Origin of the sequence: Chryseobacterium sp. (assembly GCF_041914225.1) — a bacterium.
Lineage (GTDB): Bacteria > Bacteroidota > Bacteroidia > Flavobacteriales > Weeksellaceae > Chryseobacterium.
In genome coordinates this window covers 1-14974 of record NZ_JAYSDT010000012.1, presented here as the reverse complement: position 1 = coordinate 14974, position 14974 = coordinate 1, and the positions used below count along the sequence as shown (strand labels likewise).

At 32.8% G+C, this 14974-nt stretch carries 11 protein-coding genes; all 11 read right to left on the bottom strand.

The genetic code is table 11. The features are described from left to right. Positions 1 to 459 precede the first annotated feature (459 nt). The 11 genes from ACE3RB_RS07580 to ACE3RB_RS07530 all read right to left on the bottom strand — a co-directional run bounded on the left by ACE3RB_RS07580 (position 460) and on the right by ACE3RB_RS07530 (position 13942). Positions 460 to 1596 carry a hypothetical protein gene (locus ACE3RB_RS07580; RefSeq protein ID WP_374463674.1) on the bottom strand — a complete coding sequence of 379 codons (1137 nt, stop codon included), beginning with the start codon at positions 1594 to 1596 and terminating at the stop codon, positions 460 to 462. After that, positions 1593 to 2972 carry a phenylacetate--CoA ligase family protein gene (locus ACE3RB_RS07575; protein WP_374463673.1) on the bottom strand — a complete coding sequence of 460 codons (1380 nt, stop codon included), beginning with the start codon at positions 2970 to 2972 and terminating at the stop codon, positions 1593 to 1595. Before ACE3RB_RS07575 ends, ACE3RB_RS07580 begins: the two co-directional genes overlap by 4 nt. Beyond that, a complete protein-coding gene (locus ACE3RB_RS07570) occupies positions 2973 to 3776 on the bottom strand; it encodes a glycosyltransferase family 2 protein (RefSeq protein ID WP_374463672.1) in 804 nt (267 codons plus the stop codon). Continuing rightward, positions 3776 to 4858: an EpsG family protein gene (locus ACE3RB_RS07565; RefSeq protein WP_374463671.1), complete on the bottom strand. Its 1083-nt coding sequence runs from the start codon at positions 4856 to 4858 to the stop codon at positions 3776 to 3778. The genes ACE3RB_RS07570 and ACE3RB_RS07565 overlap by 1 nt, the downstream gene beginning before the upstream one ends. A gap of 10 nt (positions 4859 to 4868) precedes the next feature. Continuing rightward, positions 4869 to 5951 (bottom strand): hypothetical protein, encoded by a 1083-nt coding sequence (locus ACE3RB_RS07560; protein WP_374463670.1) that lies wholly within the window; start codon positions 5949 to 5951, stop codon positions 4869 to 4871. Positions 5952 to 6071: 120 nt separating this feature from the next. After that, on the bottom strand, positions 6072 to 7385 hold the full coding sequence (locus tag ACE3RB_RS07555) for a lipopolysaccharide biosynthesis protein (RefSeq protein WP_374463669.1): 1314 nt from the start codon (positions 7383 to 7385) through the stop codon (positions 6072 to 6074). Then, entirely contained in the window at positions 7386 to 8504 is a 1119-nt protein-coding gene (gene wecB / locus ACE3RB_RS07550) for a non-hydrolyzing UDP-N-acetylglucosamine 2-epimerase (RefSeq protein WP_374463668.1), read from the bottom strand. Positions 8505 to 8525: 21 nt separating this feature from the next. Then, entirely contained in the window at positions 8526 to 9818 is a 1293-nt protein-coding gene (locus ACE3RB_RS07545; protein ID WP_374463667.1) for a nucleotide sugar dehydrogenase, read from the bottom strand. A 21-nt stretch (positions 9819 to 9839) separates the two neighbouring features. Continuing rightward, positions 9840 to 10808, bottom strand: coding sequence for an SDR family oxidoreductase (locus ACE3RB_RS07540; protein WP_374463666.1), 969 nt, complete (start codon positions 10806 to 10808; stop codon positions 9840 to 9842). A gap of 2 nt (positions 10809 to 10810) precedes the next feature. Further along, positions 10811 to 13147 (bottom strand): GumC family protein, encoded by a 2337-nt coding sequence (locus ACE3RB_RS07535; RefSeq protein ID WP_374463665.1) that lies wholly within the window; start codon positions 13145 to 13147, stop codon positions 10811 to 10813. A 3-nt stretch (positions 13148 to 13150) separates the two neighbouring features. Further along, positions 13151 to 13942: a polysaccharide biosynthesis/export family protein gene (locus ACE3RB_RS07530; protein ID WP_374463664.1), complete on the bottom strand. Its 792-nt coding sequence runs from the start codon at positions 13940 to 13942 to the stop codon at positions 13151 to 13153. Positions 13943 to 14974 lie beyond the last annotated feature (1032 nt).

Sequence of the window (14974 nt, the reverse complement as noted above, 5' to 3'; positions counted from 1 at the left end):
AACCGATGTTGCCCTTTCAATAGAATTTTTAAAGAAAGTGGCACTGTTGTAATCCGTATCAATTTAGCTTTCAACTTCTATTATATTTTATTGTTTATTTCTAATAACCTAGAACCAACTAATAAAATTTCTTTCATAAAATATTTTGTGTATTGTCATTTTTCACTTAACCTATTATAAATCACGAAATCGAGATTTCTAATAAGTTAAAGCATTTTTTTAAAGCTAATGTCAATCCATAACTTTATTTCAAAACAGAATTAGTTTTGGTTAACATAGCCTATCAGTTACTATTCTGGAAAATCATAAATTTTCCATTTATAAATGTGTTTCTTGAGTTTAATAGCTTTTTTGTGGCAATGACATAAGTATTTTGGTTGTCAGGTTTTTGCCAGCTATTTATAAATATTGAATACTTAATAACAATTATTCATTTAATCTTAAATTAATCAATGTTTATTAATATTTTAATTTACTGTTATCTTTAACATTTTTTAAAAGTGACTGTGTAGAAGTATCAATTTTGTTATTAATGTTAAATTTATAATTGTTCATTTGAATCGTAGGATATAATCCAAACTGGTCTCTTTTTTCAAAAGGTCTTGTCACATTATTTGTAACAAAATTATCAACTTTAAAATAGCCTGTTATTTCCTTGATATTAGGTTTATTCTTGTATCCCGCTATATAAATTCCGGAATTGGCATTTTCAACCGAGATATCTTTACAGGAAATAGTGACAGATTTTGATATATTCTGATTACCGTACTGCGGCAAATTTAAATCTATGCCTACATTTGCATTATTTATCTTAACATTTTCAATATTAATATTTTCTAATATATTAGAACTATCATCAGGCTCAATATCAATACCGGCCATTGGATTTGTTCCATTAATATTTGCAATTAACAGATTTTTTATAATTATATCCTTACCTCCAGCAATTGTTATTCCATTTCTTCTCACATTATTAATAAATCCTCCTATAATATTAATATTTTCTGTTGGAAATATATTTTCTTTGGTAATACCCGATCTCATATTTCTCATAGTTTTTACCAAAACAATACCATCTCCCCAGCAATCAGAGATATTAGCATTAAAAATTTCTATATTTCTGGAACCTCTTATATCAATACCAAATCCCCATTCTCCTTTCGACCCCAAATGCTTGTCACGATCTCCTATTAAAGTAGGATTATAAATTTTTACATTTTCAACTGCATGTAAACTTATGATCTGATATCTGACGTCAGCCGTGGGCTTTAAAATCAGAGAAGAATTTTTTTGAAAATATATTTGTGAGTTTGATTGTGCAAAGATTCCACTTGTCATTAGTGGAAAGTCCGGCATCATCACTTTACTATTACCATCAATAGCTTTTTGAATATAGGCCGTATAATCTATCGAACCGTCTTTCACATAGCCTTTTGGAAGTACTGTTTCGATTTTAAAAAAATCATTGGTTTGAACAGTAATTTTCTGATTTACTATTAATGAATTATCAACCGCTACTTTGTCTTTTCGCTGAGAACAACATAATGTAGAAAATGTTGACAACCCTAGTATTAAAAATGATTTTAGAGTTTTCATAATAGACCTTTTATATTATTTTTTACTATTCTATATTTACCGCTGCCCTCTACAGGAATCTCATTTACATAATTGAGCTGTATTTTCATAACATCTCCCACTCTGTCTCTCCAGTTTGTAAGAAATACTTTTTCAATCTGCTTCGAATAGATTTCCTGATCAACAACAACATATAGCTCAAGTTCATCTAATTTATTCTGTACTGCCTGAAATCTGATAATCCCTTTTGTATCTTTTAAAGTATTGGAAACATTCCCAAGATTGATTTTACCATTTTCAACTGAATAGATAAAATCATCAATTCTTCCTAGAATTTCTTTTACCAAAGGATTATTATTACCACAGCTACATTTTTTATCTGCGTCCTCAAGTGTTATAGAATCACCGATATCATATCTTACCAATGGTGTGGCAGCCGTGGTAAATGAAGTAACCACTAACCTTCCCGACTGTGCCGGCTGATTGTTTTCATCTAAAACTTCAAAAACACCTGTTTGCAGCTCCAAATGAAGATTTCCTTTTTCGCATTCAATGATGAAAGGAGCTCCTTCGGAAGAAGCATATTGATTATAAAGTTTTGCTTTAAAAAATTTCTCGATATAATATCTTGTTTCTTCAGTAATGGTTTCTGCTGTCGGAAAAATTGCTTTTACCTTATTTTCAGGAAAATCATACCCATTGGCAATACCATATTTGGCTATTTCCAATATGGTAGACGGAAATCCAACTAAATATTCAGGGCCGAAATGAATTAAATCCTCTACATAATATTTAAGATAATCATCTTTAATATGAAACGTGGAATAATAGCGAACATGATGTATAAAATCTGTTTTCCAAAATACATTTTTCTTCACATCCCTGGCTGTCAACAGATTTTTCCCAGAAAACCATGCTGTTTTTTTCCCCAGTTCATACCCGAATCTCGATCTGAAATCATCTAAGAAAGCAAATCTTTCCTGACTGTCTCTAAAAAAGAACTTCACCTCCAAAGATTTGCCTGTAGTACCTCCTGTTTTGGATTTTTCTAATTTCTCGGAAGTTTTTACCGTTATAGAGTCAATATTATTACGAAGTACTTCTTTGTTAACGATCGGTAAACTGGAAATATTATCAATAGATTCCACATTCTCAATATTACCAATCGATTTTTTATAATACTCTGAATTTTTAATTACAAATTTGATAAACTGTGAATATCTGTTTTTTTGATATTCTTTGAGCTCTTCCAATGATAATGTGCGGTTTTCTTTTTTCTCTTTTCTGAAATTTTTATACTCGCCTCCATATCTTCTTTTATAGGCCTGTTTATTATACATATAGACCATAAAGTTCTGAAGGAAATCAGGCAATATTTTATATATTTTCTCTTTCATTTAAAAACCCTGTTTAATCATTAATTTAATAAAGCTTGCAAAATCAATATTCTTCAACAATGAAGCATATTTTCTATAAAGTAAATTTTTCAAATATTTTTTCTCATCCGAAGATGTTACTTTGGAAAAATCCAAATGGTAGACAATAGATTTAGTAATATCAGATTTTCCTCTACTATTGTTCTCGGCCTCCTGCAGATATAATTCGGTAATTACCGGTGAATAGGCTATTCCGTATTCTCTGGCTAATCTCCCCCATAGATCCATATCTTCTCCTCTTGAAATTCTTTCGTCAAATAATTTTGCTTTTAATAACGCTTTTTTACTTACACAAACACAAGAAGTATGTATTAACCCTTTTCTGAGAATCACTTTGAAATAATCTTTAACAACTCCTTCTTTAAGTTCATCCTGCTTTCTATTATCAACAATTTTTTCTTCCGAATACTTTCTTGCAAAATTCGTGACAAAAACATCAGCACTACTTTTATATTTGGTTATCAGTTTATGAATTTCCTCTAAATGATTAGGTAACCATTCATCATCAGCATCCAAAAAAGCTATATATTCAAATTGAGATTTTTCTATCCCTACGTTACGGGCTGAAGAAACTCCTCCATTCTCTTTATTAAACAATTTCACTCTGGAATCATCAATTTCATTGACTATTTCCGGACCTTTATCTTTACTTCCATCATTAACAATAATGATTTCAAAATTCTGATACGTCTGGTTCAGTACTTTACGGATCGTTTCCTTAATATATTTTTCTTTGTTATACAAAGGGATTACTACTGATATCATTATTTTAAATTAAACATTAAAAACAGGAAAAAACAGATAAAAAACACTCCAAACAAATTAACAACTCCAATTTTTTTGTTAGTTTGTGTATATGGATACATCAGAAAAGGGATGAAAATCCATGACAAGAAGCCAAAACGGTCACTGAAAGCAGCAGAAAACATGAGAAAGAAAAAAGCAGAGGTCAGCATGTATGTTACATAAAACCTTTTATATTTTAAATGCTCCTCAATATTTTCAATACCTTTAAGAGTGTAGTATCCAATCACGGCAAATATAGTGTTGAATACAAAGAAGTTTATCCTAAAACCAGTTTTATAAGCAACTTTAACTCCCTTGGAATAGTATTGATCTAATCTTTCCTGCACTAAAATATTGATTACAGGTATTTTACCTAAAAGTTCATTAAGATTAAAATTCGCTAATGACAATACTGTAGCCGCCACATAAATAAAAAATATGACTTTGAGATTTTTAATTCTGGTAGACACTAGGAAAATCAGAATAGGGATTATAATAGAAGCATGATTAAAAAATGCAATAATGAAGAATATAATGGATAACCATTTTTTCTTATCAAAAAAGGTTACTGCAAGAAAAAAGAAAGAGAATGCGATACCCTGTCTGGTTGTGTTAATACCCATAGTCTTAAAAAAGAACATACTAATCACAATAAAGAAAATAAGAAATCTGTTTTTTTGTGTAAGATTTCGTATGCCTATAATAATAGGTATCACATACAATGCCGCATTTAATGTAAAAAATACTTTATAATTATCACTAAGTTTACGGGCAAATAAAGAAATAAAGTAGGTTCCTATATCTTTGAGTTCACTTAAAGATCTTACTCTATCGCCGGTAAAATAGATTAATGATCTTTCTGAATCTGTGCCTACTTTTTTATCTCTGATCCCTATCAATAGTATCATTACCAATGCATAAAATAATAATAGAAAATTCTGAACATCATCAGAATTCTTTTTTCTGTAGACATATTCATTAATCAGAATGACTGCAAAAAGTGCTACACTCATATAAACAAGTGTAAATCTTAAATCAAATGCATTTATAATAGCTTCCATTTCTCTGTTTCTACAACTTCTGCATGATTTTGTCTAATTCAAGATCATAATTATAACTGGAATAAAATGATTTAGCATTACCGGAATATTCTGTATAGTTTTTCAAAATACTCTGCAGTGTTTCAGATACCTGATCTTCTCTCTGGAAATCAATACACTCTCCCATTCTGTTTGCCACAATTGTATTAATAAGTCCCGGAATATCATTTCCTATCATAGGCATAGCAAAATTAGAAAACTCCCAAAGTTTGTTTGGTGCACAAAATATATTGTTCAAAGATGAATGATCATAGGTTAATATACCAATATCTGCATGACTGGTTACATGTAAATGATAAGGAGGAGTAACAAACGGAATATGGATAATAGAAGGACAGATGGTCTGTAGCTTTTTCAAATATTCTGTTTCTTTACCCATTATAATTAATGCAAAATCTTCTGATTGATTGATATAACGACAGATTCCTTCTAATTCTCTTTCTGGAAAAATAACTCCCTGGTAAATAATTTTCTTTTTTCCTTTTACAGGTTCCAAAAGGTTAGACAATTCATCCGTCAAAGGAAGATTTCTTTCAGACAGCTCTGAATAAGGTTTATTCAGAATAACCTCCGGTGTCTTGTTTAGCTTCCACCAAACCCGAAGTATATTGGCTCTGTCTAAATTTGAACAGATGACCAGCTTCGCATTTTTCGCAAATTTTTCAAGGCCTTTTATATACCTTGGTGCATAATCGAAAAGCTCATATAAATTAAGCACATAATTCAGTGACAATAGTTTTTTTCCTAAAGCCAGTGTGGTATCTGCTGCCGGTATCCAGATCAGTTTATCCTGATATTGATTTTTATATATAATTTTCCAAAAGGTGTTTCTGATCTTAAACCAGTATAAAATCTTCTTGGATGAAGGTTTTATTCCGGTTAAATGAACTTTATAACAAAGACGGTTCAGCTCATCTATTAAGTTTCCTTTCTCAAAACCTAAAACAAGATGTATTTTATAACCATTTTTATTCAGATATTTTATAAAAGCCAGCAAAGGAGGGTAATCTGAAACGCAGGTTTTATGAACAATTACAATTTCTTTATTCTCCATTAAATGTACTGTTATATTTTTTCACAAATTGATACAACATTTCATCAGCTTTCGATCTTAAATCAAATTCGATCATTAGTAAATTAAAGTTACTATTATCACATTCTCTTATCAGTATATTCATGAAATATAATATTTTATAAAGTGATTTACTATAATAATAATAACCATTATAGCTGTAATGAAAAATAACTTTTTGATTCTCGCTTGTCTTTTTTCAGACTTCGAAATATCCCAGAATCTCATTATAAACATAGAATAAAATCCAAGTAAAAATGAAATAGAAATACCTTGTAATCCTAACTTCTGTATAAGAATCACACTAAAAGCTATTGAAATAATTGCCCCTATTAAAGAAGTAATGGTAATTTTTAATGTCTTTTTCTCTCTTTGATATTTTAATCCCAAGAAACCGGCAATTGCATTGAAACCTACCCCCAAATACAAATAAGGCATATACTCCCATGCCTCAAAATATTCTTTTGACACCAATATTTTTGTCATGATAGGAGAAGCTACACCCAGTATAAAAGCTAGAGTTATTTCAAAAAGAATGAACTTATCAAACAGCCTGTTAAAAGTAGCATCATCTTTTTCTCTTAAAATCCTATCTTGTAATGGCAGCAGTAAAACAGAATTGATCACTAACAATAACGTTGGAAAACGGCTAGCTACAGCATATAATCCATTTCCTTCAGGCCCCATATAATGCAGTATGATAAATTTACTGGCAAAAGATATAGCCCACCAACTTATCAAATTAGGAATCAAAAGCAAGGAATAGGACAACATCGATTTTATAAGCTTAAGATCATAATATCTAAAGCTGAAATATTTAGTTATTTTTATCTTATATAAAATCGTGATACACGCAATCGTATACGCTACAATATTGGCAATGAAAATACCTTCAACATTTAATTTTAACAAGTAAATGAAAACGAAATTAAAGACCACGATTAAAAAAGTAGTTAAAATACCGTTGACAGCAAACGCCTTTGTATTTCCCTGCCCTCTTAAAATACTCTGTAATAAAGGAAGAAAGCTATTAAGAAAGATCAGAATTATAAAATATCCCTGATAATTAAAGCTGCTAAAAAGAACATAAATAGAAAAGCAAACACAAAAAATAATATAACCTATACATAGCACTATGATAGAATTGGTTATAATTTTTGCTTTTTCAGTTTCTCTTATATATTCTTTATCAATTAACCATCTGTATGTTGCTTCAGAAATTTGCAATGATACTAAGGGCGCTACAAGACCTATTGACGCAAGCAATAAGTCATATTCTCCTAATTCTTTTTTAGTAAGAAAATAAGTATAAAAAGGAACTAATAAAAATAAAAGAATCTTTGACCCAAAACTTCCTATGGAGTATGTTAAAGTTTCTTTAAACATCTTCGTTTTAACAAGAGAAGATATATTCATTTATTTACTTTTTATAAAATTTACAATGCGCTCACATGCAGTTCCGTCTCCATAGGGATTATGCAACTCTCTCATGGATTGATAACGTATCGGATCGCTTAATAAACTCTGCGCTTCCGAAACAATTTTATTTTTATCTGTACCTACCAGGATTACCGTGCCAGCATTCACTGCTTCAGGCCTTTCTGTGGTATCACGCATTACCAGAACAGGCTTTCCAAGACTTGGAGCTTCCTCCTGTATACCTCCGGAGTCCGTAATGATCATATAAGATTGATTCATGAGCCATACAAAAGCTGGGTATGCAAGAGGTTCTATCAGTATTACATTTCTAACATCAGATAAAATTTCGTATACAGGTCCTTTTACATTAGGATTCAGATGTACAGGATAGATAATCTGAATTTCAGGGTTTGTAACAGCTATTTCTTTTAAAGCTTCACAAATATTAATAAATCCCTGTCCATGATTTTCTCTTCTGTGTCCTGTTACCAGAACTATTTTTTTAGATATATCAATTTTAGCCTTAAGAGCATCTATTTCTGTATTATCTATATGCTCCACTTTTGCAGAACTAAAGAATAATGCATCTATCACGGTATTTCCTGTAATCAATATATCTTCTTCCCTGGTATTCTCAGCCAATAAATTCTGTTTTGACTGTTCTGTGGGAGCAAAATGATAATCTGCAATGCGTCCCGCCACCTGTCTGTTAATTTCTTCCGGAAATGGAGATCTTTTATCATGAGTCCTTAATCCCGCTTCTACATGACATACTTTCGCACCGGAGTAAAAACTTGCAATACTGGTTGCCATTGTAGTCGTAGTATCTCCATGCACATATACATAATCCGGATTAAAATCTTCCAAAACAGATTTCATGCCTGTAATAATATCAGCGGTCAGATTATATAAATTCTGGCCTGGCTTCATTAGATTTAAATCGTAATCCGGTTTGATATCAAAAAAACTTAAAACCTGATCCAACATCTCTCTATGCTGAGCTGTAACGCAAACTTTAGTCTCAAATGATTCTTCTTTTTGAAATTCCTTTACCAGAGGAGCCATTTTTATAGCTTCAGGTCTTGTCCCAAAAACAATCAGATGTTTTTTCTTCATAATTTTAAGCAAATTAAATAGTTACAGTCTGGAATCACATTCCTCCAGCACTCCCTTCACATCATAAATAATTCCTCCTTCATTCAGGTAATTATTCAAATTTACTCCCATGAATTCTTTGTGGGCAACTGTAAGAATAATCGCATCAAATTTCTCTTCCGGAATTTCATTGACAACGGTAAGGTTGTACTCATGCTTCACTTCTTCAGGTTTAGCCCATGGATCAAAGGTAGTAACATGTAAAGAATAATCTTCAAGCGCCTGAATAACATCTACAGCCTTCGTATTACGTACATCCGGGCAATTCTCTTTAAATGTTATTCCTAAGTTCAATATTCTGGCTCCATTAATTGAGATCTTCTTTTTGATCATCGTTTTTACAAGCTGTGAAGCCACATATTGCCCCATAGAGTCATTAAGACGGCGTCCTGCCAATATAATCTCCGGATGATATCCATTCTCCTGAGCTTTTTGAGCCAGGTAATATGGATCTACACCAATACAGTGGCCTCCTACCAATCCTGGTTTAAACGGTAAAAAGTTCCATTTGGTTCCTGCCGCTTCCAATACCGCATGGGTATCAATTTCTAAAAGGTTGAAAATTTTAGCCAGTTCATTGACAAAAGCAATATTGATATCTCTCTGTGAGTTTTCAATTACTTTAGCCGCCTCTGCAATTTTGACCGTTGGAGCCAGGTGAGTTCCGGCTACAATCACAGATTTATATAAAGTATCTACCACTTTTCCGATTTCCGGTGTAGAACCTGATGTAACTTTCAGAATTTTCTCTACCGTGTGCTCCTTATCACCCGGATTGATTCTTTCCGGTGAGTATCCTGCATAGAAATCCTGATTGAATTTGAATCCTGAAACTTTTTCCAGTACAGGAATACATTCTTCTTCTGTAGCTCCAGGATATACCGTAGATTCATAGATAACAATATCACCTTTGGACAATACCTTACCTACAGTTTCTGAAGATTTGTATAATGGAGTAAGATCCGGACGGTTATGCTTATCTACAGGGGTAGGAACTGTCACGATATAAATATTTGCATCTTTAATATCATTAATGTCTGCTGAACAGTACAGTCCATTCTCACCGGTCTGATTAAAAGGGCTTTGGTGTTTTAAGACCGCTTTCAGCACATTGTCTTCCACTTCCAGAGTACTGTCAGTTCCTGTATTTAATTCTTCAATCCTTTTCTGATTGATATCGAAACCTACAACCGGATATTTTGTTGCAAATAACCGTGCCAAAGGCAGACCTACATATCCTAATCCAATTACGGCAATTTTATATTGTTTTTCCACAAAGAATCAATTTAAGCTTGTTTATTTTAAATTTTCCCAATACCAGCTGATAGCTTCTTTTAATCCTTTTTCTATCGTATGGCTTGGCTTATAACCTAATAATTTTTCTGCTTTTTCAACAGATGCCAGAGAGTGAGGAATATCTCCTACACGGTTCGGGCCATGAACAACCTCCACATCACCAATCTTCTCATCAAATTCACTTAAATACTTTTTAAGATAACCCACCAGATCATTCAATGTGGTACGGTCCCCTACTGCTGTATTATAAACGGTATTTATTGCTTCAGGATTTTCAGTAAGCATGGCAAGCTCATTCATCTGAATAACATTATCAATGTAAGTAAAGTCACGTGAATAATCTCCAGTTCCGTTTATTGTAGGAGATTCATGGTTGATTAACTGTTTTACAAACAAAGGAATTACAGCAGCATAAGCTCCGTTCGGGTCCTGTCTGCGACCGAAAACATTAAAATATCTCAGGCCGATGCATTTTATGCCATAAGTTTTCCCAAATACATCAGCATATAATTCATTAACATATTTAGTGATGGCATAAGGAGATAAAGGTCTTCCGATCACAGCCTCCACTTTAGGTAATGATTCAGAATCTCCGTAAGTAGAAGATGAAGCAGCATATACAAAACGTTTTACGTTAGCATCACGGGCTGCAACCAGCATGTTCAGAAATCCTGATACATTTACATCATTACTTGTGATAGGGTCCTTAATAGATCTTGGAACTGAACCGAGTGCTGCCTGGTGCAGAATATAATCTACATTTTCTACTGCTTCTTTACAAACTTCCAAATCACGGATATCCCCTTCGATGAGTCTATAATTTGGATTTTCAAGGAAAGGTTCAATATTATGACGGTGTCCTGTTGCAAAATTATCTAGGCACACCACATAATAGCCTTTGTTTAAAAAATACTCTGTTAAGTTAGAGCCAATAAAACCCGCTCCACCTGTAATTAAAATTTTATTCATTTTTATGATTTGAAAATTTTACTCCACCAACTTTTCTTGGCCTTAGTCTGGCTGTAACCATAACCATAGCTATAGTTGTATCCATATCCGCCTGCACGTTTTGATACGTCATTAATTACAAAAGACACATTGGAAAGTTTTGAATCTCTTACCAGATCGTTTGCAAAATCAATCAGAATATTTTTCGATACTCCTGACCTTACCACGTATAATGTTGCATCTGCGGTATCTGCAATACTTAATGTGTCTGAAACCAGCATCAATGGTGCAGAGTCAATAATAATATAAGTATATTGAGAAGACATCTGCTGAATAAGCTTCTGGTAACGTCCGTTGGAAAGTAGTTCCTGAGGGTTTGGAGGAATAGCTCCCGCATAGATAACATCACATGAAGGATTGGTTGTTGAAGTATGGATAAGCTCTTCCTCCTTTACCGATTCATCATATAAAAACTCTGTAAGACCTTTCCTTTTAACAGGTTCGTTATCATACCTCTGAATCTGAGGATTTCTGATATCAGATCCAATCAAAAGAGCTCTTGCATTTTTATTAGCGATGGTAAGTGCAAGATTCACAGATACCAGGGTTTTTCCTTCTCCTTTCACAGAAGAAGTAACCATGATAACTTTAGCTGTATCCTTTACAGGTAATACAAATTTTAAATTGGAAACAAGACCCCTGAAGGCTTCTGCCAATTCTGAAAAATCGTTTTTCTGTACCAAATGATTTTCAGAATCTGTAAGTGAAGGGATATCCACCAATACACCAAGCCCTGAACGTTCTTTAATATCCTCTCTGCTATAAATTTTATCATCCAGCAGGAATAACAGATAGAAAATACCAAATGGAATTAATATTCCCAGTAATAAAGCCCCTGGAAGAATGATTTCTTTTTTGGGCGATACCGGCGTATCGTCTGTAAATGCAGGATTTACAATTTTTGCTTTCGGAACATCTACAGAAAGATTGATTGCATTTTCCTCTCTTTTTTGAAGAAGGAATAGAAATAATTGTTCTTTAAGGTTTTGCTGACGTTCAATTCCTCTGTATACTTTAGATTGTCCGGGAACCTTTTCGATCATATTATTATTCGTATTGATCTGGTTCTGAAGCTGAGAAATACCTGTCTGCACTGCTTGCTTCTGCTCTTGGATATTATCACGGATAACTTCCTTCAAGGAAGCAATTTCCTTGTTCATTTCTATAATAGCAGGGTTTTCATTAGTAGCCTGTTTAAGGGTTTTATTTCTACTGATGATCAATGAATTGTATTGAGAAATAGCTTGTTCAAGTGAGGGATTCAAACCAAGATTTGATGGCATAAGCTGGTTATTGCCTTTCGAAGCTTCTCCTGAAAGTGAATTAAGGAGGTCAAGTTGAGCCTGCTGCTGTAGAAGAAGCTTGGTGTTTTCACTTGTATTCTGTAGTGCCAGTTCAGCCTGTGCCTGAAGGTCTACAATACGGTTACGGTTCTGAAAATCTTCTTTTTGGTTTTCTACCCCTGAAAGGTCTTTGGTTATTACTTCCAGTCTTTTATCAATAAATTCCTGTGTATTCTGAGCCTGCAAATTTTTATCCCTCTGTCCATCCAGATTATATTGCTTAGTAATCTCATTAAGAATAGCTTCAGATTTTTCAGGAACAGATCCTGTCATACTGATCTCCATCAGCATTGCTTTTTCATCAGGAATATTGGTCTGTATGGTTTTTTCAAGTTTTTTTATTTTCTCTAGCGGACTTGAAAAAACAATTTTATAGTTTGATTTAACGGCAAAGCCTGGATTTCTTTGAAATACAACAGTTCCGAAATCAAGCTGTATAGGAGTATTGAACCTCCCCGTAAGCTCTTTTTTCTTAGCACTTTGAAGCGTAAACTGATCACCCTTTACGTCTGTTAAGATGTATTCAACTTTTACAAATTTTTCTTTTGCATAGCTCAATACCTTTGCTGTAATAGGAGTTTTACCGAACAATTGTGAATCTTTAATATCCCCCGCACTGAAATATTCTACAGTAAGGTTAAGATTTTTCACAACCTGCATTAACAACGGCCGCGAATTAACAATTGCGGCTTCACCTTTCAGTTCATCAGAATTCCCCAGACCAATTCCAAGATTATCAAGATCAGCAAGAGCAGAAGTAAGATCGTTTTGCTTTTTATCGAATTTAAGGGTAGTTTTTGACTGATATTTTGGGACACTATATCTTAAATAAATAAAAGCAACTGCTACACAGATTATAATGGAGGCTATAAACCATGACCATTTATAAAGATATTTGGAGATGGCTTTCTTTAAGTTTAATTTCTCTTCCTTTGGTTGAAGTTCTATCTGCTGCATATTTTATCGTCGTGTTAAAGCAATAATAAGTGTACCAGCTGTCAGTAAAGCACCAATGATCTGGAAAGTAAGGGCTCTGTTAGGGTTCGAGTTAGCTTGGACTTGTTTATTTTTGTCCGGCTGTACATATAATATGTCATTTTGCTTCATATAATAGTACGGCGAACTCACAATATCGGATCTGGTAAGGTCGACATTAACAATCTGGTCTGTTCCATCCTCTCCTGTACGGATAAGCTTTACATTCGTACGATCCCCGAAATCTGTCATATCACCTGCAAGCCCAAGTGCCTGAAAAATATTGATTTTCTGAGAAACACTTTCTTTCTGTCCCGGTTCTTTTACTTCACCTAAAATACTTACATTAAAATTTTTCAAGGTAATAGTCACCAATGGGTCTGTAAGGTATCTCTTAAGACGGGATTCAAGTTCCTGTTTTAACTGTACCTGGGTCATTCCTTTTGCATACACATTTCCTAAAACCGGAAAAGAGATATAGCCTTCTTCATTCACAAGATATTCACTTGGCTGGGAATATTGATTAGTCCCTGTGCTCGATACACTCCCTACTTTATTTACAGTATTAAGATTAAAAGGTTTTACAGCAATTTCGTCAAGTGCAGATACAAGAATCAGGAGAACATCTCCTTCCTGAATATGTAAGCCCTGAAACTTGGCTTTTGCAACCTCCTCTTCCATATTATGCTTTGACATATATACCATGTTCTGCTTCGGTCTGCATGACAATAAAGTAACCGATAACAGTACTATATATGCAATAATAGTTTTATTCATATGTTATTATTCTTATCTACTTGTGTTATTATTTAGGTTTACAGAGTTGATTTCAATCTTATTTAATATAATTACAGTAAAGCTTACCATATTATTTAAATATTTTAAAATGTACTTTAAATTCCCCATGTTGAAATCAATTCTTTCTCTAGCAATTTTCATTCCGTTTAAAAACAAAACGGCGAAATTATTATTTTAATATTATTTTTTTTTATTTATATAATTCTTTAATTTTGATTATATAGTTCATTTTCAGACATTCTGTTATTCCTTGTTAATGTAATGACAATAGTTATTTTTTTATAATTCATGACCTCAATTTTCTCAATCAAACTCTGATCTCATTATTTTCTTATGTGAAGGATTATTCTCATAGATTTTCCCGTAAAAAAATTTGGCTGTGATTCTGAAAAGAATATCAGAAATACTAAGAAAAAAAGAACAGAAAATAAATAAACAGGCTTATCTGATGTGAGCTCTGATATAAAACTCAATCCCAGAAATACTACAAAAGCACTTACAGAAAACCGTACAATTCCAGATAAACCAAAAGAAACAAAGTGTATTATACTTCTCTTTATTTTTTCATTTTGATGACCAATTAAATTAATTTGTATATCCAGATTTTGCAGGGGAAAATATAAGATAAAGACAACTGAAATATGGATAAGAAAAGCCAGCCACTCGGGCATATATCTTAAGACTCTGATTTTAAAAACATTCCCCATATACAATAAATCTAAAATTCCATTTTCATTAATTCAACAACCGGTGGCTTTTATTATTGAACGAAGGTAACAATTATTATTAATATTTTTAATGCTATATGTTAATTTTATTTAAAACATTAGCGTTGATATCGCAATATTGTAAAAGTAAATTTTGATTTTTTTTTATTCCGAGATTCTAGAACTTATACACAAAAAAAATACTGCAAAATCATATTTTACAGTATTTTATACTACTTTGATATCATAGCTGCGATCCGGACGGGACTCGAACCCGCGACCTCCGCCGTGACAGGGCGGCATT

Bases quoted from the DNA above. Each gene is read 5' to 3' on its own strand.
- ACE3RB_RS07570 (WP_374463672.1), bottom strand. From the start codon at position 3,776: ATGATATCAGTAGTAATCCCTTTGTATAACAAAGAAAAATATATTAAG.
- wecB (WP_374463668.1), bottom strand. From the start codon at position 8,504: ATGAAGAAAAAACATCTGATTGTTTTTGGGACAAGACCTGAAGCTATA.
- ACE3RB_RS07535 (WP_374463665.1), bottom strand. From the start codon at position 13,147: ATGCAGCAGATAGAACTTCAACCAAAGGAAGAGAAATTAAACTTAAAG.
- ACE3RB_RS07565 (WP_374463671.1), bottom strand. From the start codon at position 4,858: ATGGAAGCTATTATAAATGCATTTGATTTAAGATTTACACTTGTTTAT.
- ACE3RB_RS07580 (WP_374463674.1), bottom strand. From the start codon at position 1,596: ATGAAAACTCTAAAATCATTTTTAATACTAGGGTTGTCAACATTTTCT.
- ACE3RB_RS07540 (WP_374463666.1), bottom strand. From the start codon at position 10,808: ATGAATAAAATTTTAATTACAGGTGGAGCGGGTTTTATTGGCTCTAAC.
- ACE3RB_RS07560 (WP_374463670.1), bottom strand. From the start codon at position 5,951: ATGGAGAATAAAGAAATTGTAATTGTTCATAAAACCTGCGTTTCAGAT.
- ACE3RB_RS07575 (WP_374463673.1), bottom strand. From the start codon at position 2,972: ATGAAAGAGAAAATATATAAAATATTGCCTGATTTCCTTCAGAACTTT.
- ACE3RB_RS07555 (WP_374463669.1), bottom strand. From the start codon at position 7,385: ATGAATATATCTTCTCTTGTTAAAACGAAGATGTTTAAAGAAACTTTA.
- ACE3RB_RS07530 (WP_374463664.1), bottom strand. From the start codon at position 13,942: ATGAATAAAACTATTATTGCATATATAGTACTGTTATCGGTTACTTTA.